Here is a 22,759-nt window from a genome sequence, read left to right on the forward strand (position 1 = left end):
TATTCTCCTATTTTTGTAATCCCGGCAAAATCATACTTGCCAAAATCGATAGCACAAAAATCACCGCAAAAACAATAGTTACATCAAACAAGTTTTTATCAAATCCGCGACGAGTAGTGAATAATTCCCCAGACGAACCGAATCCTGCACCCAAGCTTGCGCCTCGTTGCTGCAACAAAATTGCGATAATCATCAGTACGGCAGATCCAAGCGTCACGTACGGTAAAATTGTATCAATTGACATATTACTCCTTTTCTTCCCGCTGCAAAACCAGCGCGCTACTTATAATATAGTTTACCAAACTCAGTATAATCCCGGCAACAATTGAATGCGCAAAAGTCATAGAAATTCCTGGCGCCAAAGCGAGCGAGATATAAACCATAAGGCCGTTCACAATTAAGGTAAACAGTCCTAAGGTCAATAGAATTGCCGGTAGGGCTAGAATTGTAACAATTGGTTTCAATACGCTATTCACTACCGAAAATATCAACCCCGCCACCATAAACGTCCACGCAGAAGTTGCGCCCGGAGTTTCATTTCCAAGCAGCCGCACTGCAACCCAAATACCTACCGAGTTAAGAATCAGCCGAATCAAAAACGTTGCAAATTGTCTTTTCATTAGTCTTATTATATATAATTTATGCTTTATTGTCGATTGGTCGCCCAAACTTAAGATAAGCGCTTAATCAAATTCGCCTTTTTCGTGCCAACTTCCGCCTGCAATTCCGCATAATCCGCCTCAATAATTTTTTTCACACTGCCAAACCTCCTCAGCAATTTCGCACGCGTCTTTGGACCAATTCCCGGAATTTCCTCAAGTTGGTTTTTCGTCTGATTTTGACGCTTCAGCGCTGTATGATAACTCACAGCAAATCGATGCGATTCGTCACGAATCCGCTGAAAAAGTTTGACAATGTCTGTCGTCGCAATAGAACTTTTTGTAAAACTGTCCCGGCTGGAATCGACATCGGTAGCAGAACCTCGTAAATTCTTTGAGTGCGAGCCTGCGTTGCGCTGAGTAGGATGTAAATTTACCACATACGCATCATTATCTTCGTGAATAGCGATGTCCTGATGAATAGATTTTTGCAACTCTTCAATGCGCGTTACGTCAATTTGTGAGCCAGTTTTATGAATAATAATTTCTTCCTCGCGCTTAGCGATGCTAATAATTGGCAATTTTATTCCGCGCTCATCCCTTGCTTTAATCGCCGCCGAAAGTTGACCTTTTCCGCCGTCAATCAATAACAGATCTGGACAGCCCCAGCTTTTGATATTTCGCTCGCCAAGTCGCCTAAAAATCACCTCATACATATTTCCAGTATCGTCGTTTTTTTCGCTCACCTTAAATTTGCGGTATTCCGCACGATCGCTCGCACCATTCGTAAAGACCACCATACTCGCCACAACTTGACGTCCGCTCATATGCGAAATATCATAGCCCTCAATTCGCACTGGAATATTTTTTAAGCCAAGTAGTTTTGCTAAATCAGCCAGCGCCTTGTCTTTTGAAATATCCAAAAATTCCTTATCGCCAAACATAACGCGTCGCTGAAGCTCTTGCATGGCACGCAACTTATTTCTCAAACTTGCCGCCCGCTCAAAATCGTGAAGTCCTGCAGCCGTTTTCATGTCACGCTCCAACTCCACAACAATAGCCCTGCGATTTCCCTTAATATAACTTATCAATTTACGCAAACTAGTTTTATACGCGTCCGAACCATCACTTATTTTTGGACTTAAGCCCAAATCCTCATCCAACTTTGATTGTCCGGGGCGTCTTTGGTGAGTGAGATACGGAAAAATTCGCCTCAAATAACGCAACGCTTTTTTCAGCGCAAAACTATTGTAAAATGGACCAAAATAATCTGCACCGTCATCGGCAGGATTCCGCGTAAAACTAACCGTCGGCCAATCGCTTTTCATATCAATCCGAACATACATCTGAGACTTGTCGTCGCGCAACAGAACGTTATATCGCGGCATATACCGCTTGATCATCTCGCTTTCCAAAAACAGCGCATCAACCTCACTCTCAGTTTCAATCCAATCAGTATCAAAAATCTCCGCCACCAGCGCCATAGTTTTATTATCTCGCCCGCGCGAATCTTGAAAATACTGACGTACGCGATTTTTAAGAACCGCCGCCTTGCCAACATAAATTACCTTGCCGCTCGCCGACTTGTGAAAATAAACGCCGGGCGTTCGCGGCAAAGTTTTTAGCTTGGCTTGCAATGCTTGATTCATTAAATATATTACAATCTAAATACGCCAATTATGCAAGCGTTCTTCTAACGATTGACATAATCTTCCAACCACTTTTTGAGAACTATCGCCTGATTATGTTCCGTATCCTTAGCGCCATATAACAACGTAACTGCAGATTGTTTACTCCAATTATTCTTCGCCTCGGCTGCCGCGGGATTATTATCCAGTTCCTTCATATAACGGCGAGAAAATTCCGGGAATTTTTCTGGATCATGATTAAACCATTTGCGTAATTCATCGGTCGGAGCAATTTCTTTATTCCACTCGTCCAATGCAGCTCGCTCTTTGCTAATTCCTCGCGGCCACAATCGATCAACCAGCACACGATAACTATCGTCCGGCGCGGTCGACTTATAAATCCGTTCAATTCTATACTTTGTCATAATTTCATATAACTACAAAGCGCTGATCAGGTCAATAAAAAGCGAAAGCAGACCATTCTTCAATATTTAATCAACACTACGTAAATATTCCTCCAAAAAATCACTCCAGTCAGACGCATTCTTCTCGCGGAAGTAGGCGCGAAGAAAATCAACCATAATTTGATGACGATTTCCTGCTTCTGCTCGCCCCGGCTCAGTCAACATCAAACCTTTCAATTTCAGCAGCTTCTCAAAGAAGTGATTGATAAATCCGTCAGTGTCATGCGTATTGCCATCAGTGTTATATTCGTGCGCCGCCAGATTGACATTCGGCCAGGCTTTAGGATCAAAAATCCGCCCGCCGTGATGACAAGCATAAACCAACGCCCGCTCAATGCCGACCGCGCCAATAGCATCACACATATCAGCGTCAGACGCCAATTTCCCCGCCAACCACTACGACTGCTTGCCGTTCAGCCGTTTGTTATAACCAATCGCCGCAATATTCTCTAACACAGCCTGACTTAAATCATCATTCGCCTCTGCCTGCGCCATAATATCTACTGCGTTCGTCAATTTTTCCGCCTGCGTTTTACCGACTAACTTATAATCATCGACATCATGTAGCCAAGCCGTCAATAGCACTTCTTGCAGGTTCACCGATTCGCTACATTCATTAGCGAAACACTCTGCCAGCAACGCCACTCACTCAACATGATCATCAGCATGCCCCGAGGTGTCGCCGCCCAGCAACTGACGAACTTTAGCCTTTACTATTTCAAGCTGGGAAATTTGTTGATCGTTCATACTCATATTATACATAAAAGCAGAGTCGCCTACTGACGCTTATTAGCATACAAAGCGTAATATTCTTCGGGAAGATAGTCCATATTAAATTAATGTATTACAACAACGATTCCCTAACTATAGACTGCAAAACCGGCACAACATCTATTTCAAACCACGGATTACGCTTACGCCAACCAATGTTAAGTGGCGATGGATGAACCAACGGAAAATAATCTGGTAAATATGCGTCAAAATTAGATACTGTTGCCGTTAAGTTACGTTCAACGCGATGGTTCAAATAGTATTTCTGAGCATAAGACCCAACCAATATAATCAATCGCACATTCGGCATTTGCGCCAACAAACGCGGATGCCATTTTCTAGCAAAGTCCAGGCGTGGCGGCAAATCACCATGCGTACCCTTGCCTGGATAATAAAAATCCATCGGCATCAGCGCAAAAAGATTGGGGTCATAAAATTGCTCGTCTGTTACGTCCAACCACTGACGGAGTAAACGTCCACTTGCATCGTTCCAAGGCTTCAATGTTTGTTGAGCAATCCGCCCCGGAGCTTGTCCAACTAACACAATTTTTGAATTTGGTGAAGCGGAATATACAGGCAACCATCCTTTTTCTGTAAAATCAGCGTTAGCTGGATCGGATACTATCTGATCATACAAAAGTGGATTGCCGGTTTTACAAATAGTCATTCTATTTCGCAGCTTTTTCCAAAGCGTCAATCAACGTCTGCTTTGGCTTCATGCCGATCATTTCAGCAACTTCCTCGCCGCCAACAAAAATCTTCATGTTTGGAATTCCCTGCACGCGATATTCCATAGCCAATTGCGCATTTTCCTGACTCGCTTCAGTGTCAACCTTAACAATATCAAACTCTGTTTCTTCAGCAATTTGATGCAAGAGCGGAGCCATTGCTCGACATGGCGGACACCACGGCGCCCAAAAATCAACTAGTACAGGACCGTCGCTTTTTAGCACCTTATCTTCGAATTCTTGCTTTGTTGTAGTTTCATATAAAGCCATTATTTCCTCCTTTTCTGGCATTTTTTACAAACTCCCGTCACAACCAACGGGCCGTCAATATAACAATCGCTAATTTCATGCGCAATTTGCTTTCTCATCTCATCGGCAATTTTAATATCCATCAAACCATCGCAGTCACTACACACAAAATGATCGTGATCGTCCTTACGAATATCATATCGCAAGCAACCTTTTTTGGTCGGCGGCGCCAAACCAATTATCCCGTCGCCGCACAGGCGCTGAGTTATTCGATGCACCGTCGTGTCGCTGACTTCAGGATGAATGTTCCGCAATTCCTGAGCAATTTCCGCATTCGTCGCGTGATGCTTGCTCTTTAAAATCGCCATCACATCATTTGTGTGTTTTGTTGATCGCCTAACAATTTGCGTCATGTTACTATTGTAAAGTATTTACAATAAATAAACAAGGGCTTTACTCCATAAATTGACTTATATCTATATATTACATATAATAGTCAAAGTCTATGAACTCCCGACGGCGAGTTCCTCTAATATACACTTTGAATAATTAAGAACGCTCAGTTTTCTGTGCAGTTTATAAATATTAATTTATCATCGAAAGGAATTGATTTGAAGAACAAACCGAACAGCAAAGAAATATTTCGTCTATTTTGGAAAACGTCAGTACCATACAAACACCGCCGAAACTTGGCAATATTTTTTGCAATGCTGACTCTTGTGGTTACTATTTTTGTCGGTCCACTTATAATTGCTCAACTTCTTAGTATTATCCAACATAATCAGCTGCACGACTCAAAAAACCTATGGACGCTAATCGCTTTATACGGCGCCAGTGAATTATGGTCAAGCGTCATCGGCTGGCGATTAGTTTTATATCTCGCCTGGACATTCGAAACCGCCATGCAACGAGATTTGTACGCTCAATGTTTCAGCAAATTAACCAACCAAACATTATTCTTTCATTCAAATAAATTCGGCGGGTCGCTCGTTAGTCAAACAAATAAATTAGTCGGCGCGGTAGAAAGTTTTTGGGACACGATAATTTGGTCAGTTTTGCCACTAGTTGTTTCGCTAGTCGGTTCAATAATTGTCCTATCAACTCTCCTCTGGCAATACGCGTTATTCTTGCTCATCTTCTCAATCGTTTTCAGCCTCGTCGTTTATTACGGATCCAAGCCAATGGCGAAATTGACAAAAAAAGAAGCCAAAGCCAGCAATAAATTAAACGGCCAATTAGCCGACGTAATTTCAAACGTCCTAGCAGTCAAGTCATCCGGCGCCGAAGCTACGGAACAGAAATTTTTCGCAAAAACCGTCAGTTCTTGGCGAAATTCAAGTCTCGACGTAATGCGCGGATTCTTAAAAGTCAGCACTATATATTCGTCAATCAACATGGTTATTAAAATTGGAGCAATCGCCTTCGCAGTGTACGCAGCCCAGAATAATTTGGTATCAGTGGCGTCTGTTTATCTCATCATCACTTACACTGGTAGCGTCGCGCATGAATTATGGAACATGAATGGAATTATGCGCAATTACAACCGAATTATCGGTAACGCAAATGACATGGTAGAAATCTTACAAACGCCAACGACATTGATTGATAAAAGCGATTCAAAGCTAAAAGTTACAAACGGCGAAATCTCTATGGATAAAATAACTTTCACGCACGACGAGGGTCAAGGCGACACTCTATTCCACGACTTTTCTCTGGATATTAAACCGGGCGAAAAAATAGGTTTGGTTGGAGCGAGCGGTTCTGGAAAAACTACGCTCACCAAATTGCTATTACGCTTCGCTGATATTGACTCAGGAAAAATTACCATCGACGGACAAGATATTTCCGAAGTCACCCAAGCAAGTTTGCGCGCCAAAATCGCTTACGTGCCGCAAGAGCCATTACTATTCCACCGCTCCGTACGCGAAAACATCGCTTACGGTCGACCTGATGCAACTGACGCAGAAATTGAAGAAGCCGCCAAAAAAGCTGGCGCTTACGATTTTATCGTCGGACTTAAAGACGGTTTTGACACAATGGTTGGCGAGCGCGGAACTAAATTATCTGGCGGACAGCGACAACGAGTTGCAATTGCTAGGGCAATCCTAAAAGATGCGCCAATTCTAGTCCTCGACGAGGCGACTTCAGCACTAGATTCTGAGTCGGAAGCGTTGATCCAAAAATCTCTGGAAACGTTGATGGAGAATCGAACCTCAATTGTCATTGCCCATCGCTTATCTACAATTGCCAAGTTGGACCGTATAATTGTTTTGAAGGATGGAAAAATTGTCGAGGACGGATCGCATGATGAGCTCATCAATAAAAAACGCGGCGTTTACGCAAAATTATGGGCGCGGCAATCTGGCGGATTTATTGAAGAATAGCTGATTCTACACATGCCAATCATGCTATAATTGAGGCATGGAATCTTTTATTCACTTGATAACTAGCTTCGGCGTATTGGCAATTTTATTAGTAATTTTCGCAGAATCCGGTCTACTAATCGGCTTCGTCTTACCCGGCGACAGCCTGCTTTTCACCGCTGGATATATGGTTCAGCAAAACATTCTACACATTGACATCCACATTTTTGCACTTTTGGTTTTTGCAGCAGCAGTGCTGGGCGACAATGTTGGTTATAGTTTTGGTCACAAAGTTGGACGCAAGCTGTTTGAAAAAGAAAATTCCCGATTCTTCAAGAAAAAATATTTGGAGCAAACAGAAAAGTTTTACGACAAGCACGGCTCAGCGACAATCGTCCTGGCTCGATTCGTACCAATTGTAAGAACCTTCGCCCCAATCGTTGCCGGCGCTAGTAAAATGCACTATAAAACGTTCTTAACTTTCAATCTTATCGGTGGATTTCTTTGGTCGTCAGCATTCGTTTATTTAGGCTTCTACGCTGGCGAGTTTTTGACCAAAGCAGGCGTAAATATTGAAGTTGCAGCAATCCTCATCATCTTCCTGTCTGTCTCACCAATGATTATTCATGCTTTGAAACAACCAAATACTCGCGCTTTATTAAGAAAACAATTGTCGGTTCTTCTCTCAAAAACCAAGCGTAAAAAGTAGTGTTAAAGCATCTTTTTCAGATATTTGCCAGTGAACGAATTTGGCACTTTGGCGATATCTTCAGGCGTACCACAAGCCACAACGGTACCACCACCAATTCCGCCTTCTGGACCCATATCAATTATCCAGTCAGCCGACTTTATGACATCCAAATTATGCTCAATGATAATCATACTATTGCCACCTTCAACCAATTGCTGTAAAATCCCCAACAATCGTTTTACGTCAGCAGAATGAAGCCCAGTGGTCGGCTCATCCAGAATGTACATAGTTTTTCCAGTGGAACGCTTGGAAAGCTCCGTTGCCAATTTAATTCGCTGTGCCTCACCGCCTGAAAAGGTAGTTGCTGGCTGACCAAGTTTAATATAGCCAAGCCCAACCTCAACCAACGTCTGAAGTTTACGCGCAATATTCGGCACGCTGTCAAAAAATTCCGCCGCTTGATCGATTGTCATATCCAGAACATCAGCAATCGTCTTGTCCTTATACTTAATTTCCAGCGCCTCGCGATTATAACGCTTGCCATGACACTCGTCACATTGAACGTAAACGTCCGGCAAAAAGTGCATTTCAATCTTTATCACACCATCGCCCTGACAATTTTCACAGCGACCACCTTTAACGTTAAAACTAAATCGTCCAGATTTATAGCCTCGAACGTTAGCCTCGGGAGTGCTGGCAAAAAGTTCGCGAATCGGCGTAAAAATCCCAGTATATGTTGCTGGATTAGAGCGCGGAGTTCGACCAATCGGCGACTGATCTATGACAATCGTCTTATCAAGCAAATTCACACCTTCTATAACGTCGTGCAACCCTGGCGCTGTCGTTGCGCGATTAAGTTCTGCTGCTAGTTCCCGCGCCACAATATCATTCACAAGCGTCGACTTTCCGCTACCAGAAACACCAGACACTACAGTCATCAAACCCAAAGGAAACTCCACATCAATGTTCTTAAGATTATTTTCGCGAGCACCACGAACAATCAACTTTTTATCTTTCACAACTTTGCGACGCTTTTTCGGAACGGCAATTTTTTCCGCCCCAGATAAATAGCGACCCGTTATACTATTCTCATTTTTCGCAACAATTTCAGGCGTCCCCATTGCCACTACTTGACCGCCATTCACACCAGCTCCTGGTCCCATATCAACCAGAAAATCACTCTGACGAATCGTGTCCTCGTCATGCTCAACTACCAGCACAGAATTTCCCAAATCACGAAGGCGCTTCAGCATATCAATCAACTTGTCGTTGTCGCGTTGATGAAGTCCAATTGACGGCTCATCCAGGACATAAAGCACGCCCTGAAGTCCAGCGCCAATTTGCGTCGCCAAGCGAATTCGCTGCGCCTCGCCACCGCTCAATGTGTTAGCCGCTCGACTTAGCTCCAAATAGTTCAGCCCAACATTACTCATAAACGCCAAACGAGATTTAATCTCCTTCACAATCAAGCGAGCAATCGTCATTTCTTGCTCAGTCAATTGAAGCTTATTGTCAAACAAATCCAATGCGTCATCAACACTCAAATCGCACACGTCAACAATATTCAACCCATGAACCGTCACCGCCAAAACCACAGGTTTCAGGCGCGCACCTTTACAAGCATAACAATCCCTCTCGCGCATAAATCGCTCAATATCTCGTCGCATAAAATCGCTATCAGTTTCTTTCCAGCGTCGCTCTAGATTAGGGATAACACCCTCATAAGTCGTATCGTAATGTCGACCGCCGCCCAAATCAACGCGATATTTTTGGTCGCCAGTTCCGTATAATATTTTATGCTTAACATCATCAGAAAGTTTGCCTACGGGAATTTTCAAACTGAATCCGTGAGCTTCAGCAACAGACGCCAATCGCTTCATATTCCAAGCGTCAGAATTCATTCTATTGTACGGTCGAATTGCGCCTTCGGAAATTGTCAAATTGTTATTAAAGACCAATTCTGGATCAACCTCCAGCCTCGACCCCAAACCCGTACACACAGGACAAGCTCCCTGCGGCGCGTTAAAACTAAACAGTCGCGGCTCCAGCTCTGGAATATCGACATCGGGATGATCAACACAAGCGTATCTCTGCGAAAACGTCTTCACTTCGTCGCTATCCGCGTCCAAAACCTCGATAACTCCCTGGCCTAAGTCCAGTGCTTGCTCAACGCTCTGACTTAGTCGAGATCGCATTTCCGCCGTCAACACCAACCTATCAACAACCAGCTCGATGTTATGCTTGTAACTTTTTTGCAGCTCCGGAAATTCATCCAGTGCATACACCACGCCGTCCACGCGAACCCTGGCATAACCAAGTCGCTGATATTGCTCCGGAATGTGCGCAAACTCACCTTTTTTATTCTTAACAATTGGCGCCAATAACAAAATTCGCTTATCAACAAATTGCCGCAGAATCTCATCAATAATCACTTCGGTCGTGCGACGCGTCACTTCATTGCCACAAATCGGACAATGCGGCACGCCAATTCGCGCAAACAAAAGCCTCAGATAATCATAAATTTCCGTCACCGTAGCCACAGTAGAACGCGGATTGCGGCTGGTCGACTTCTGGTCAATTGAAATCGCTGGACTAAGCCCTTCAATCGAATCGACATCAGGCTTATCCATCGTCCCCAAAAACTGACGCGCATAAGAATTCAAGCTCTCCATATAGCGACGCTGACCTTCGGCGTAAATCGTGTCAAATGCCAGGCTGGATTTCCCAGATCCACTAAGCCCAGTAATCACCACCAGCTGATCTCGCGGAATCTCAATATCTACATTTTTCAAATTGTGCTCACGAGCACCTTTAACACGAATTACCTCTGCCATAACCGCTATATTATACAGGTTTTTGACAATTTTTTCCAGTCCAACCGTCGGCATAAATCAGAGTTAAAACACATTACGCTTATGATTGCAAGTCAATATCTTATTTGTTACAGTTAAATCTATGAGAAAGCTGGGCATTTACTTAGTTATAACACTCGGAGCGATACTACTCGCACCTTTTGTAATTGACCAACTTTTTTTCTTCTTTTTCCTAGGAAAAATCCCCTTCACAAACATCAGTCTGCCCGCAATTTTAATGGTTATTTTCTGGGCAATTATCGTACCGTTGGCAATTATCCTCAGAAAATCACTTTCTGCCCTGTTCTGGGAGCTCATTGGCATTGCCGGCGAAATCGCACAACGACGAATCAACAGAAAAATCCGTTACTTTACACCAAATCAAAAAAGCGAACTTATTTTATTATCAATTTATCTACTTTCCAGTATGAAAAAGAGCGAGTCTCATGATGAGATTGAATCTCAAAAGCTCGCTCCGTCTATGAGTTAATTTTACGGTCGTTTTCTTAGCGCTAATCCGCCAGCTACAATGGCGATAACAGCTAACCCACTAACTAGCCAAATAGAGTTTCCTGTTTCCGCAAGAATTCTTGAGGGTTTTTCTGGTTTTTTACTGGAAGTGGATGATGGTGTTGCGGCGGTTGAAGCGCCCGAGGACGCAGAGCTTGTAGATGAAGCGACAGTTCCGCCTGTACCCGAGCCTGCATCGCCAGGAGTTACAGGTGGAGGTGTTGATAGAATTGCTAGGCGATATACGGGCTTAAAATCCGGATATGTAACTTGCGATATTGCGAATATCTTAGACCCATCAGCAGACATAGAGACAGATGAGGAAGAAATGTTCTCATCCCCCCATTTTTGCCAAGTTTTACCTCCATTTGAAGATACAAAAACCGGCAAAAGCGGATCATCTATAGAGTCATCCCTAAACGTAATAAACAGTTTTTTACCATCATTACTAATACCGCCAAGTTCGGCAGTGCGTATAGTGTCTATAGGATACTCGGGCAACTGAACCCAGTTGGCGCCGCCGTCTATAGACGTGCGAAAACCGTCAAACACGCTTTTACCGTCAGAACTGAAGCTAACACGACCAGCAGAGCCCCCAATCGTAGACCAAGTCATGCCATAGTCGGTAGATTGTCGTAACGTACCGTCATTACTCCGGCGAGCCATCTTTCCGCCATTAAAGACATAGTCGGGATATTCATCTCCCTTTGGAATCCAAGTATTGCCGTCATCAGTAGATACTGCCATAGGATCATTATAGAGACTATGTTCCCAGTATGTGACCAGCGTGGAGCCGTCTGGGCTCATCAATACACGCGCAGTATGAGGAACAAACGAATTACGCTTAACCCAAGTTCGACCACCATCAGTAGAAACATAGATGGCATTTTCACCATACTTCCCCTTTACGACCAACTTAGAACCATCGGAGCTAACTAGTAGTCCATTCGCGCCCTCTGGTGCAGCGAAAGTGCTCCAGCTTGCACCATCATTCGCAGAAACAAGAAGATTAACACTGCCGCTAGCTAAATCTCTACGCAAGACAAAAAGTTTTGATCCGTCCAGACTAACCCGTGACTCCGAAATATCACCATGCCCAGGTATAGTTATGTCCTTCCAAGTATACAGCGGTGCATCTTCCGCCCTGACTAACGGCGCTAATATTGCAGACAAAGAAAGTGTAAACACGGAAATAAACGCCATCACACTTACATATAATTTACGACCCCTACTCTTAAATGACATCAGAGCCACCCTCCTTAAATTGCCTAATTAATATTCCACTTTTTATCTAATTGCTTCAATTTTAGCATAACCGCATTTCAGGCGTCAACAGAAGGCAAGACCGATTCCAGCCATAACTGCAATTCTTGCAAAATAAACTGCTGTTCGTCAGTCGCACTAGGCGCCAATCGCTGCAGAGATTTCATAAATTGCGGCATTTGCGCCTGTAAACGCCCAGTTCGCCATTCTTCCCATTGTCGCAATTCATCTTCACTAAGCAAATTAGGAAAACTTCGCGCTTTATAATGCAGCAATAGTGGTGACAATCGCTCATCCTGAAAATCTGGATGAAAATCAGCCAACTCGCGCTCGCCAGCATTACGCACGGCTTCAACACGAACTCGATCGCTATTATCTAAAAACCCATCATATAATTGCGCTTCTGGATCGGTCATTTTCTTAAACTCTGGCTTATTCTCAAATATACTACGCAACCTTTCAGCAAAGTCTGGATGAGAAAGTAAAATATCTTGGTGCTTCTGCACAGTTTCCGCATCCAGAGAAATTTTCTTCCAGCCATCGCCCTGAGTCAACACGCCAAGTGGCGAAACTGCCGGGCAACGATTATATTGCAATTCCTTAACTGGCAATTTAACGAAATCCTCAGCTTGCCTTTCTTCCCACGTTGCAAATATCTTCGCCGACAATTCCTCAACGCCCAGATCAACAAACGGCGTCGGATCATATCGCAAATCATAAACAATCACGCCACCATTTCGGCTCGTAGTTAGCGGAAAAGCCACGGTTGTTTTAGCGAATTCTTTATCATAACGACCACTCGCGTAAACAAAAGGTTTTTTATCATCGACATTCACCAGTTTCTGCACCAATTTCTTATCGCGCATTTTCAGCAAATAGTCGTACATTTGCGGCTGATTCTGCTTAATCAATTTAGCCACAGCAATCAACGCGGTCACGTCCGCCAGCGCGTCATGTGCATTTTCATGCTCTATTCCGTTAGCTTTCGTGATGAGTTCCAAACGGTTACTCGGCTCACCTTTGTCATCAATTGGCCATTCAATTCCCTCGGGTCGAAGCGCCCTGGTCAAGCGCACCACATCCAATAAATCCCACCTGGATCGACCGTCTTTCCAAGTCCACTCGTATGGATCGTAAAAATTCCGCCAAAACAAATGACGAATAAACTCGTCGTCAAAACGAATATTATTAAAACCAACAGCAATCGTATCAGGCGTAAATATTTCCTCGCTTAATATACGCGCAAATTGAGCCTCGGTATAACCTTCTTCGACAGTTTTTTGCGGCGTTATGCCCGTCACCATCAACGCATCAGGACTCGGCAGCGTATCGTCATTTAGCGTCACGAGAATATTGTACGGTTCACCAATCGGTTGCAAATCCATATCGGTTCGCTGACCGGCAAATTGCATAATTCGATCTTGTCGAGGATTAAGACCGCTAGTTTCAAGGTCGTAGAAGAAAAATGTTTGCGCCATATTCATATTATATCATCAAGCTCACGCTAATTTACGCAATTAAAAATCTATTGCTCGACCAATGTAAACGGCATAGATTCGCCAATCTGAATCAGACTTTCACCAGTCGCTCCTTGGCGCAACAATTCGTGAGTAATTCCCATTTTTCGCATAATATCTCGCAAGCGATTAACAGATTCAAACTGATCAAAGTTAGTCCGACGAGCAAATTTTTCAATCTTAGCGCCCGTAACAATAAACTCAATCTTCTCATCTTCATCGTCAGTCTCATTAGGCTCAGTATCAGAAACTCGCCTTACAGACCAAGCATCAGAAATAACCTGATAGTCCAACGAAATTGTCGGCAAATCTTCCTCTTTTTCATCGACAATCTCAGCTTCACGCTCTCGATATTTAGCAACCTCATCACGCAACATTCGTAGAAGCTCAGTTACTCCGTCGTGCGTTTGAGAAGAAATCGCCACGACCGGCGCGCCATTAGCTACTTTTTGAAGGACAGTCGACTGCATAGCAATAATCTCATCACCCAAACCTTCGCATTTGGTCAGTGCTATTACTTCTGGACGCTCCGCCAATGATTCAGAATATTTTTCCAGCTCGCGACGAATTGCCTGATATTTCTCTGCCGGGTCATCGCTATATACGTCAATCATATGAAGCAGCACGGCCGTTCGCTCGACATGACGCAAAAATTGATCACCCAAACCTTTACCTTCTGATGCGCCTTCAATCAACCCCGGAATATCAGCGATCAAAACCGATCCATCGTCAACATCGGCAACCCCCAAATTCGGCGTCAAAGTCGTAAACTCATAATTGGCAATCTCTGGGCGCGCATTAGAAACCACACTCAGGAACGTCGACTTACCAGCGTTCGGAAAGCCAACCAAACCAACATCAGCCAATAATTTCAATTCCAACTCTGCCTCGAATTCCTCGCCAGCCTCACCAAGTTCAGCAATTTTAGGCGTTTGACGCGTACTAGACGTAAAGTGTGCATTTCCAAATCCACCATCTCCACCGCGAGCCACCACCGCTTGTTGTTGGTCTTCAGTCAAATCTGCGATCACCATACCGTCGCGCTTCACTAGGGTGCCCATTGGCACTTTAACAATTAGCGGCGCACCGCTTTTTCCTCGTTTATTACGTTTTCCGCCATCGCCGCCTTTTTCAGCCTTAAGTTCCGGTTTATATCTAAAATTCAAAAGCGTATTAAGATCCTTCGTCGCCAAAAAAACAATATCACCACCACGACCGCCATCACCGCCATCAGGACCACCCTTATCGACGTATTTCTCATGACGAAAACTTACTACGCCATTACCGCCTCTACCGGCGCGCACTAAAACTTTTGCAATATCTACAAACATATCTTTAGTATACCAAAAAGCACCCCCGATAGATAGCGGAGGTGCTAATATTAACTAGTTCTAGTGGATATATAGATAACCGCCTGCACCGTTGAGTGTACGGTGAGTAATGATTCCATAACCTGCGTAGTTCATGTCACTAACGTAAACCACACCGTTTTCAACTCGCTCAACAATACCGACGTGACCATAATATCCGGCAGTAGTCTGGAATATCGCACCAGGTGCTGGCGTATTATTAACTACGAATCCAGCGGCACGAGCACTTGTAGCCCAAGTATTAGCATTGCCCCAGAAACTACCAATCGGACGACCAAGCTGCAAACGACGCTCGTATGCATACCATGTACAGTTACCTGCTGCATAGCGGTTACCGACAGAAGCGGTCAACCAGCTTCGACTCGCGCTCGTAGTAGTAGATGATGCCGAAGAGTATCGATTTCCGTACGACCTGCTTCGCGGAGCAACATAACCAGGTCGCTCATTTTCTGGAAGTTCACCTCCAGGCAACACAATTCTAGAGCCAGTAGACAGCTTGGCGCCGTCATCGATGTCATTGTATAGAACAACACGCTCAGCGCTCGTCTTATACTTTTCTGCCAGAGATTGGGCAGTATCGCCGTCTTTAACGGTATAAACAACACCGTCAACGAGAGGCACAACTAGAGTCTTATTCGGCTCTACAGCGTCCGAAGTTGTATTATTAGCCCAACGAAGTGTCTGAGACGAAATCTTAAATTTCTTAGCAATAGACTCCATCGTATCACCCTCTTTAGTTACGTAAGATGAAATACCACGCGCCGCCGAAGTGTCTGGCTTAATAATGTCAGGTTTTGTTATGACTTCTGCATCATTCTGAGAAAGATTCTTCTTAATTGTTAGTGAAGTTTCAGACTCGCGTAAATCACCGGCCGAAGGCAATTCCGCCGTTTCCGCCAAGTTAGTTACAGCATTAGCTGCTGCTAATTCATCTACTGAAGCTGTTTTAGACTTAGCAGACTTAGATGCCGACGAAACACCAGTAGTTTCAGATGATGCCAAAGTTTTTGATCTTTCAGCGGATACATTACTACCGCTATTACCGTAGATCAAAAATGATATAGTCAATAAAAATATTCCACCGTAGATTGCAAATGATTGCAGTTTACGTTTTTTACTCCGAAGAGATGTAAAATGGTTACGAATAATCGTTCTCCTTGCGCCAATGTTACCACTAGCACCTCTACCAAATTGTCTTTCTTCTCGCAACAGAACAGGATATGTTGTCGACCTAATTGATTATTATTATTCTACATTAGTTTTGCTATATCCGTAGCGACAATTTTGGCAGGTCATTTATCGTAATTCACCCCTGTTGATAAATTAGACAAATGATCTAACATCTATTTTACACAACATTGACAATAAAGTCAATAAATTTTATAAAATGCGTTTTTGTCAAGAAATCTGGCACTTCTTTTGACAATGAGCCTTGACGTTAGTCTCGTGCTCTTCGTTGGTTTTCGCGAAATACGTAATATCATCGTCGCCACTCAGGAAATATAGATAATCAGAGTTTATTGGGTCGGCAGCGGCGTTTAACGCGCTCAAACTAGGCGAAGCGATTGGTCCAGGAGTTAAGCCTTTTTGAACGCGTGTATTATACGGCGATTTAAGGTTTGGCGAACGCTCTACCCCTGTTTTGTCAGCAATATATTGATACGTTACATCAGAACCCAACGGCATATTGGCTTTCAGGCGATTGTAAAATACACTAGCAATCTTACGCTGATCTTCGCAAGTTTCCACGCCAGACCCACAGCCAATCGATTCGCGCTGAATAATCGACGCTACTGTTATCCCTTGATATAAGGTCAGCCCACGAGCTTTAAATTTCTCCTCCAGATTATACTTCTTAACAATTTTCTCCAGATGATCAATTGACCGCTGTAAAACCTGTTCTGCGGTTTCATCCGGGGAAATATAGAATGTTTCACCGTAAATATACCCCTCAAGCCCAGCATTTTCCGGTCTACCCGCAAAAACTAGACTGTCATACTTAGCAGCAAATGCCTTTTTTATCTGATCGTCCGAGAATCCCGCCTTAAGCAGCACAGATTCAACCTCTCTGCCATCAGAATTCTTTATTTTTTTATTCAAAGTCGATCCAGGATAAAATGTTATAGCAATCTCATCAGTTTTACCACTGGTCAAATGATTAATTATTTCATCGACAGATTGTGAAGCTTTTACAGAATAAACACCAGCCTTGAATTTGCTTGCCGAATTATGAAGCCTTATGTAAATAGAAAACGCTAAAGAGTTTTTGATAATTTTATTATCCTCTAAAGTTTTGGCGATATCGCTAGACCCCATACCTTCTTTAATATTAATTCTGAAGGTTTGCTGACTATTTACGTCGACAGGAGAAAGCATCTGCTTGTACCACACTGTTGCCCCAAGGGCGCCGATTCCAGCGATAGCCACAACTATTGACAGCACCAATAGCCAAATACGTCGTTTACGAATTTTCATAATTTTCCTCCAAAAAATCCTGCAAAATTATGCTAGCAGCCTCCGCATCAATCTCGCCCTTATCTTTAATTTTATTCCCCAATCTCTGCTCAGCCTGCACACTTGTTAAAGATTCGTCTTGAAAAACAATCTCCGTATCAAGCTCAATGTCTTCAAATTGCTTAACAAATTCTTCTACAAATTCCGTCTGCTTCGTTGGTTCACCGGATTGATTTCGTGGATAGCCCACTACGATCGTATCGATATCATGCCTCAATACCAGCTCTGTTATTTCCTGGACAATATTTTCATTATTCTCCAACCAACCAAACGGCACGGCGATCTTCACTTGCGAATCTGCCATAGCCAAACCAATTCGCCGCGATCCAACATCCAGCGCTAAAAAGTTTTTACTTGACATCTTTTATCTTAAACTCGACATTAATCTTATTGATATCTTTTGGAACAGATTTAACCCAGAATGGCGAGAATTTAACATCAACATCTTCAACACCTTCGATAGATTCAATAGCAGACTGAACCTCTCCGTAACTCTTGCCTTTGGCTTGATCCTTTACGTTCGCTTCTTTAATATCTGGACCAACCTTGCCATTCGTAGTTAAGCGCACAGTCTGCGTATTATGCGCCTTAGAAAATTGCGAGAACGTAACCTTGTTTACTCCATTGTCATAAATTCTCTGTGACTTCTTACCAGAAATCTCCTCTTTAAGTTTTGCTTCCACAAAGTTCTTTAGTTCATTCTTGTCAATAGCCAACGCACTGGCGGTAATTGTCGATTTTAGAGTTACAGCTCCAGTCGCTTCGCCGTCTACCGCTATACTTGAATTAGGATCTGATCGATTTTCAACGTAGCTTTCTGTTATAACCGTTGCCGAATCGCCGAATGATGACAACAACTGCTCTTTTAATCCATCAATCTTCTTTTCACTCAGCTTGCTTTTTGCCGATTCTATATCACTAGCCGTCACAACCGTCGCAGTTTTATCCGTGCCGCCACTAGTAGCAGACCGTAGCGACGCAGAAATGTCATCAACCGAAATACTCATACTGCCAGTGGCTGCATTATACTGAGCTCCGCCCTCACTGGCGGTAATTACGCCAGAAGCAGAACCCGGGCAAATATATCCTGGACAATTACGCTGATAAGAACCGCCTGGAACAGTCACAGAAGAATTTAAAGTGTAAGATAACCCACTATTCTTTAAAATTGTACCAGCTGCAATAGTAACACTATCTGGGGAAACATTCTTAAAAACCACCACTCCGGTCGCCTTTTCTCCGACATTCTTTTTGCCTGTAGCAGAAAATTCAACACTAACTTCCTTTGCTAATTCTTTCTTTACAGATTTAATGACATTAGATTTCGCGCTTGTAGTGGCTGTTTCATTCAAGCTGACGGTATCACTGACTGTCACACTGGTCGTCTTTGCTGAAATAATAACCGTAGCGTGTGGCGCAAACCAAATTGCCCAAACCAAAAATACAACGAAAAGTAATACACTACCGCCTATCAGTAAGAACTTTTTACGAAATGTATTAAAATCAGGGACCTTCGGTTTTTTAACTATCTTTTTCAGAGAGTCCAACCCCTTAGACTCCTTCTTATTTGCGTCAGCTATAACATTATCTACGGCAGAATCTTCATCAGATTTCTTTGATCTTTTCGCGGAATCCGCCATATCTCCAACCGCCAGCTTGCCGCCATCAATCACATCATTGTCGTCATCAACTTTCAGAACTGGAATCTCCGCAATTTCTGGCTTGCTCTGAAGCGTTTTTGCAATAGGAATTTTCGCCGTTGCCGCCAATCCAGCCAAAACCGAATCATTCGTGATTAACACAATTCTCTTATCCGCCGAAGTTGCCGCCCGAGCTAGTAATCGAATATTGACCGCACTCTGTAAAACGCCAATTCTTCGAGGCGGCACTAACGCAATAATTCGCTCTTTCGACGCCTTAATCTTACTAATTATCGTCGTAATGTCGTCTTCTACATCGATATAAATAACGTCTTTATTCATTTTAAATCTTTAACAACCTATTTACTTTTTCAACTAAACTATTACCGTCTTGGCTACCGATAATTGTATCATATCCAACTCGCAACAAGCCCATTGCGGTTACAAATGTATGATCGCTAATATCTCCAGTTTCATCAATTATCCCTGTAATATCACTTGGATTGATATATTGAACTACTGGCTTCTTAGTAAAAGGCAGGTCTTCTGGCCAGCGTCGAGTTTTCAGAGCTTCAGTAATTTTCTTTAGGCTCGATCCACCACCACACAGTAAAATCCTATTCGGCAAATAATCGACATTATCAAAATCGCTCAGCGCCAGTTCAACGCCTGATAGCCAAACTTCCAAAGTCTTATCGATCGCCGCATCAACTTTTTTCTTTACACTAGGCTTCAAATTCTCATTATCAATATTCAGCTTCAACTTTTCTGCATCTTTGAAGCTTAAATCCAGGTCAGCCGCAATAGTTCTAGTGAAACTTCGTCCGCCAATACCAAACATCTTTGTACCTTCGACTCCGCCGTCATTAACAACTGCAATATCCGTCGTGCCGCCACCAATATCTGCTAGAATCGCCGTGAAATTGCTATCCGTATCCGATCCCAAAACGCTCCTACTCACCGCAAATGGCTCGGCAGCCACAGCCACCAAATCCAGCGCAAGCTCGTCCGCAACCTTCTCCAACGCGCCAATGTGAACCATCGGAGCAAACGCCGTGTAAATCTGTACCGCCACATCTCGCCCCTGAAAACTAATCGGGTTCGAAACTTTATAGCCATCAATATGAATACTCACCAGCGCCGAGTTGACCAATTTCACCTCAACATCTTCATTACCAGTTTCCAGTGCAATTTGAGCCTGAGCCTTTCCTTGAGCTCGCTCCTGAACTTTCTCAATGATAAACTCCATCTCAGCAATGTCTAGTGGCTTATTCGGCTGCGGCCTGCGATAGCGAATAGTGTTCGTCACACCTTTGACTAGTTCACCCGCAATGCCAATAACGACCCGCTTACCCTGAACACCAGCTTGATCTTCAGCCTCAGACAGAGCCTCCTCGCAATTCGCCACAACCCCAGCAATATCAGCAATCGCACCACTGTGCATATCGCCCATTTCCTGCTGCTTTCGACCAACGCCAATAATCTTCAGCTCGTCGTCTTTAACTTCAGCAATCAACGCCTTAACCACTTCCGTACCAATATCTAAGCTAACCAATAGCTCGCGACTATCTTTGTCAGGCTTCTTCAACATGTCTTTCAATGCCATATAAGAAATATTATATAACGCTTGTGATTTTAGAGCAACAGTTAATTATCTATCTTAAAACAGCCTTGATTCGACGAATTCCAGCCGAACTAGATTCTTCTTTGGTGATTTTGAATCGCTTGCCATCTTCAGCCAAAACTCCAGTACGCTCGACGTGCGGACCGCCGCAAACTTCGAAGCTGACGACATTATCATCCTTGCCAATAGAATACACCTTAACTTCGTCGCCGTAACGCTCACCAAACGCGCCAATTGCACCCATATTTAGCGCCTCGCTCGTTGGATAAACAGCAAAACCAACTGGCAAATCTTCATCAATCCAAGCGTTAACTTGATCTTCGACCGCCTGTTTTTCTTCTGGCGTCAATTTATCGTGATTAAAATCAAAGCGCAATCGATCGGCGGTAATATTACTTCCGTGTTGCTGTAAATCTGGCGCATTCAAAACCTTGCGTAACGCCGCACCCAACAGATGCGTCGCCGTGTGATATTTCAGATGAATAGAGTCATGACCTTCCAAGCCACCGCTAAATTGCCCCTTGCGAGCCGTCTTAGAGCGCTGTCGCTGCTCATTCATTTTCGCGGTAAATTCCTCGCGCCAATTGTCCGAAAGCTTAATTCCTTGTTTATATGCCTCTTCCGTGCTGAGTTCAACTGGGAAACCGAAAGTGTCGTACAAAGTAAACAATTCTTCACCGGTCAAGCCATCGTCAATGTAGCGCTGCATTTGTCGCAAACCTTTTCTCAAAGTCTGTCGAAAAGCTTTCTCTTCCTTAACAAGGACGGCAATTATATTATCGCGATTATTCTTTACCTCTGGAAAATCGGCTTCATACAAATCAGCAATCGTCGGCACAACTTCTTGTAGGAAATTCTGCTCGATTCCCAAATCAAAACTATAGCGAATTGCCCGACGGAGCAGACGACGCATCACATAGCCCTGTTCTTTATTGCTTGGCACGCACCCATCAACCGCCATAAACGTCGCAGCCCTCAAATGATCAGCAATCACTCGCATACTTTCGGTATGTGAAGCATAATCTTTGCCACTCAGATCTTGCAGTTTTTCAATAATCGGCCAAAGCAAACTAATCTTAAAGACGTCAGGATCATTATTTGCTGCAGCCGCGATTCGCTCAAGTCCAGATCCATGATCAATATTTGGCTTATCGAGTGGTTCAAATTGCCCCTCAGCAACTTTTTTGTACGCCATAAATACGTTATTACCAATCTCCATAAATCGACCACAATCACAGTTCGGATGACAATTTTCACCAAATTTTGGGTCGTGCTCAATGAAATCAAACTCATAAAACATCTCGCTATCCGGACCACACGGATCGCCAACCGGAGTAGTTTCTGGACCGCCATTGCGACTCCACCAGTTTTTACTGCCGTCATAAAAGAAAATTCTTTCACCTGGATTTACACCACGCGCCGCTCCCTGCTCTTCACTGCCGATATCCGCCATTTTTGCATCGATGCCCTTTTCTGCAAACTTTTTCTGCCACAATTTAGCCGCTTCAACATCTTTCTCAATATTATATTCCGGCGCACCAATAAAACACGTTACATACAATCTCTGCGGATCAAGACCAATTTCCTCGGTCAAAAACGTCCACATCCAGCCAATTTGCTCTTCCTTAAAATAGTCGCCCAAACTCCAGTTTCCAAGCATCTCAAAAAACGTTGTATGACGATTGTCGCCAATGTCGTCGATGTCCTGCGCTCGCAAACACGTTTGAGAATCGGCAATTCTCTTACCTTCGGGGTGTGTCTCACCAAGCAAGTACGGAATCATCGGCTGCATTCCGGCGCCTGTAAATAAAGTCGTCGGGTCATTAGTTAAAATCAACGGCGCACGCTCAACGACGGCGTGACCTTGTTTTTTATAAAATTCAAGATATTTACTACGTATTTTTTGGGCATTCATGAGTGTTATTATACCATAAAATAACCCCACCTTACAGATGGGGTTTATGGGTCAAATCGCC

At 43.6% G+C, this 22,759-nt stretch carries 22 protein-coding genes; 3 read left to right on the forward strand and 19 right to left on the reverse strand.

Annotated elements, in window-relative coordinates; genetic code table 11:
- Nucleotides 1-7: 7 nt before the first annotated feature.
- The 9 genes from secG to LRM48_RS02925 form a co-directional block, all read right to left on the reverse strand.
- Nucleotides 8-244, reverse strand: a complete 237-nt coding sequence (gene secG / locus LRM48_RS02885; protein ID WP_129631344.1) for a preprotein translocase subunit SecG — start codon at nt 242-244, stop codon at nt 8-10.
- Between the two features lies 1 nt (nt 245).
- The gene (locus tag LRM48_RS02890; protein WP_243812275.1) at nt 246-620 is read right to left on the reverse strand and encodes a phage holin family protein; all 375 of its coding nucleotides are present in this window, start codon (nt 618-620) and stop codon (nt 246-248) included.
- 50 nt (nt 621-670) lie between these two features.
- Complete coding sequence (locus LRM48_RS02895) at nt 671-2,248, reverse strand: helix-hairpin-helix domain-containing protein (protein ID WP_243812274.1); 1,578 nt, start codon at nt 2,246-2,248, stop codon at nt 671-673.
- A 44-nt stretch (nt 2,249-2,292) separates the two neighbouring features.
- Nucleotides 2,293-2,652: a DUF488 domain-containing protein gene (locus LRM48_RS02900; RefSeq protein WP_243812273.1), complete on the reverse strand. Its 360-nt coding sequence runs from the start codon at nt 2,650-2,652 to the stop codon at nt 2,293-2,295.
- A gap of 66 nt (nt 2,653-2,718) precedes the next feature.
- Entirely contained in the window at nt 2,719-3,084 is a 366-nt protein-coding gene (locus tag LRM48_RS02905; protein WP_243812272.1) for a hypothetical protein, read from the reverse strand.
- Nucleotides 3,085-3,087: 3 nt separating this feature from the next.
- On the reverse strand, nt 3,088-3,330 hold the full coding sequence (locus tag LRM48_RS02910; protein ID WP_243812271.1) for a hypothetical protein: 243 nt from the start codon (nt 3,328-3,330) through the stop codon (nt 3,088-3,090).
- Between the two features lie 205 nt (nt 3,331-3,535).
- On the reverse strand, nt 3,536-4,129 hold the full coding sequence (locus LRM48_RS02915; protein ID WP_129744412.1) for a uracil-DNA glycosylase family protein: 594 nt from the start codon (nt 4,127-4,129) through the stop codon (nt 3,536-3,538).
- A 1-nt stretch (nt 4,130) separates the two neighbouring features.
- Nucleotides 4,131-4,460 carry a thioredoxin family protein gene (locus tag LRM48_RS02920; RefSeq protein WP_129744411.1) on the reverse strand — a complete coding sequence of 110 codons (330 nt, stop codon included), beginning with the start codon at nt 4,458-4,460 and terminating at the stop codon, nt 4,131-4,133.
- Nucleotides 4,460-4,852 (reverse strand): Fur family transcriptional regulator, encoded by a 393-nt coding sequence (locus LRM48_RS02925; protein WP_129744410.1) that lies wholly within the window; start codon nt 4,850-4,852, stop codon nt 4,460-4,462. Before LRM48_RS02925 ends, LRM48_RS02920 begins: the two co-directional genes overlap by 1 nt.
- 294 nt (nt 4,853-5,146) lie before the next feature.
- On the opposite strand from LRM48_RS02925, the gene LRM48_RS02930 reads away from it, so the two are divergent.
- Nucleotides 5,147-6,823 carry an ABC transporter ATP-binding protein gene (locus LRM48_RS02930; protein ID WP_243812270.1) on the forward strand — a complete coding sequence of 559 codons (1,677 nt, stop codon included), beginning with the start codon at nt 5,147-5,149 and terminating at the stop codon, nt 6,821-6,823.
- A gap of 37 nt (nt 6,824-6,860) precedes the next feature.
- Nucleotides 6,861-7,511 (forward strand): DedA family protein, encoded by a 651-nt coding sequence (locus LRM48_RS02935; protein ID WP_129744408.1) that lies wholly within the window; start codon nt 6,861-6,863, stop codon nt 7,509-7,511.
- 2 nt (nt 7,512-7,513) lie between these two features.
- Here LRM48_RS02935 and uvrA read toward each other — a convergent pair whose 3' ends face one another.
- Nucleotides 7,514-10,327 carry an excinuclease ABC subunit UvrA gene (gene uvrA / locus LRM48_RS02940; protein WP_243812269.1) on the reverse strand — a complete coding sequence of 938 codons (2,814 nt, stop codon included), beginning with the start codon at nt 10,325-10,327 and terminating at the stop codon, nt 7,514-7,516.
- A gap of 121 nt (nt 10,328-10,448) precedes the next feature.
- Here uvrA and LRM48_RS02945 point away from each other — a divergent pair, with 121 nt between their 5' ends.
- Nucleotides 10,449-10,835, forward strand: coding sequence for a hypothetical protein (locus LRM48_RS02945; protein WP_243812268.1), 387 nt, complete (start codon nt 10,449-10,451; stop codon nt 10,833-10,835).
- 2 nt (nt 10,836-10,837) lie between these two features.
- On the opposite strand, the gene LRM48_RS02950 is transcribed toward LRM48_RS02945, so the two are convergent.
- From LRM48_RS02950 to LRM48_RS02990, 9 genes are all read right to left on the reverse strand, one after another.
- A complete protein-coding gene (locus LRM48_RS02950; RefSeq protein ID WP_243812267.1) occupies nt 10,838-12,100 on the reverse strand; it encodes a WD40/YVTN/BNR-like repeat-containing protein in 1,263 nt (420 codons plus the stop codon).
- Between the two features lie 77 nt (nt 12,101-12,177).
- Nucleotides 12,178-13,596, reverse strand: a complete 1,419-nt coding sequence (gene sbcB / locus LRM48_RS02955; RefSeq protein WP_243812266.1) for an exodeoxyribonuclease I — start codon at nt 13,594-13,596, stop codon at nt 12,178-12,180.
- A gap of 47 nt (nt 13,597-13,643) precedes the next feature.
- Complete coding sequence (gene obgE / locus LRM48_RS02960; protein WP_243812265.1) at nt 13,644-14,966, reverse strand: GTPase ObgE; 1,323 nt, start codon at nt 14,964-14,966, stop codon at nt 13,644-13,646.
- Nucleotides 14,967-15,026: 60 nt separating this feature from the next.
- On the reverse strand, nt 15,027-16,214 hold the full coding sequence (locus LRM48_RS02965) for a CHAP domain-containing protein (protein ID WP_243812264.1): 1,188 nt from the start codon (nt 16,212-16,214) through the stop codon (nt 15,027-15,029).
- 189 nt (nt 16,215-16,403) lie between these two features.
- The gene (mltG, locus tag LRM48_RS02970; RefSeq protein WP_243812263.1) at nt 16,404-17,480 is read right to left on the reverse strand and encodes an endolytic transglycosylase MltG; all 1,077 of its coding nucleotides are present in this window, start codon (nt 17,478-17,480) and stop codon (nt 16,404-16,406) included.
- Nucleotides 17,467-17,880, reverse strand: a complete 414-nt coding sequence (gene ruvX / locus LRM48_RS02975; protein ID WP_129631399.1) for a Holliday junction resolvase RuvX — start codon at nt 17,878-17,880, stop codon at nt 17,467-17,469. Before ruvX ends, mltG begins: the two co-directional genes overlap by 14 nt.
- Complete coding sequence (locus LRM48_RS02980; RefSeq protein ID WP_243812262.1) at nt 17,870-19,501, reverse strand: baseplate J/gp47 family protein; 1,632 nt, start codon at nt 19,499-19,501, stop codon at nt 17,870-17,872. Before LRM48_RS02980 ends, ruvX begins: the two co-directional genes overlap by 11 nt.
- Nucleotide 19,502: 1 nt before the next feature.
- Nucleotides 19,503-20,765: a cell division FtsA domain-containing protein gene (locus tag LRM48_RS02985; RefSeq protein WP_129744399.1), complete on the reverse strand. Its 1,263-nt coding sequence runs from the start codon at nt 20,763-20,765 to the stop codon at nt 19,503-19,505.
- Between the two features lie 49 nt (nt 20,766-20,814).
- A complete protein-coding gene (locus LRM48_RS02990; protein ID WP_243812261.1) occupies nt 20,815-22,698 on the reverse strand; it encodes an alanine--tRNA ligase in 1,884 nt (627 codons plus the stop codon).
- Between the last annotated feature and the right edge of the window lie 61 nt (nt 22,699-22,759).

The sequence above is a fragment of the Candidatus Nanosynbacter sp. TM7-008 genome (assembly GCF_022828245.2).
Taxonomy (GTDB): Bacteria; Patescibacteriota; Saccharimonadia; order Saccharimonadales; family Saccharimonadaceae; genus Nanosynbacter.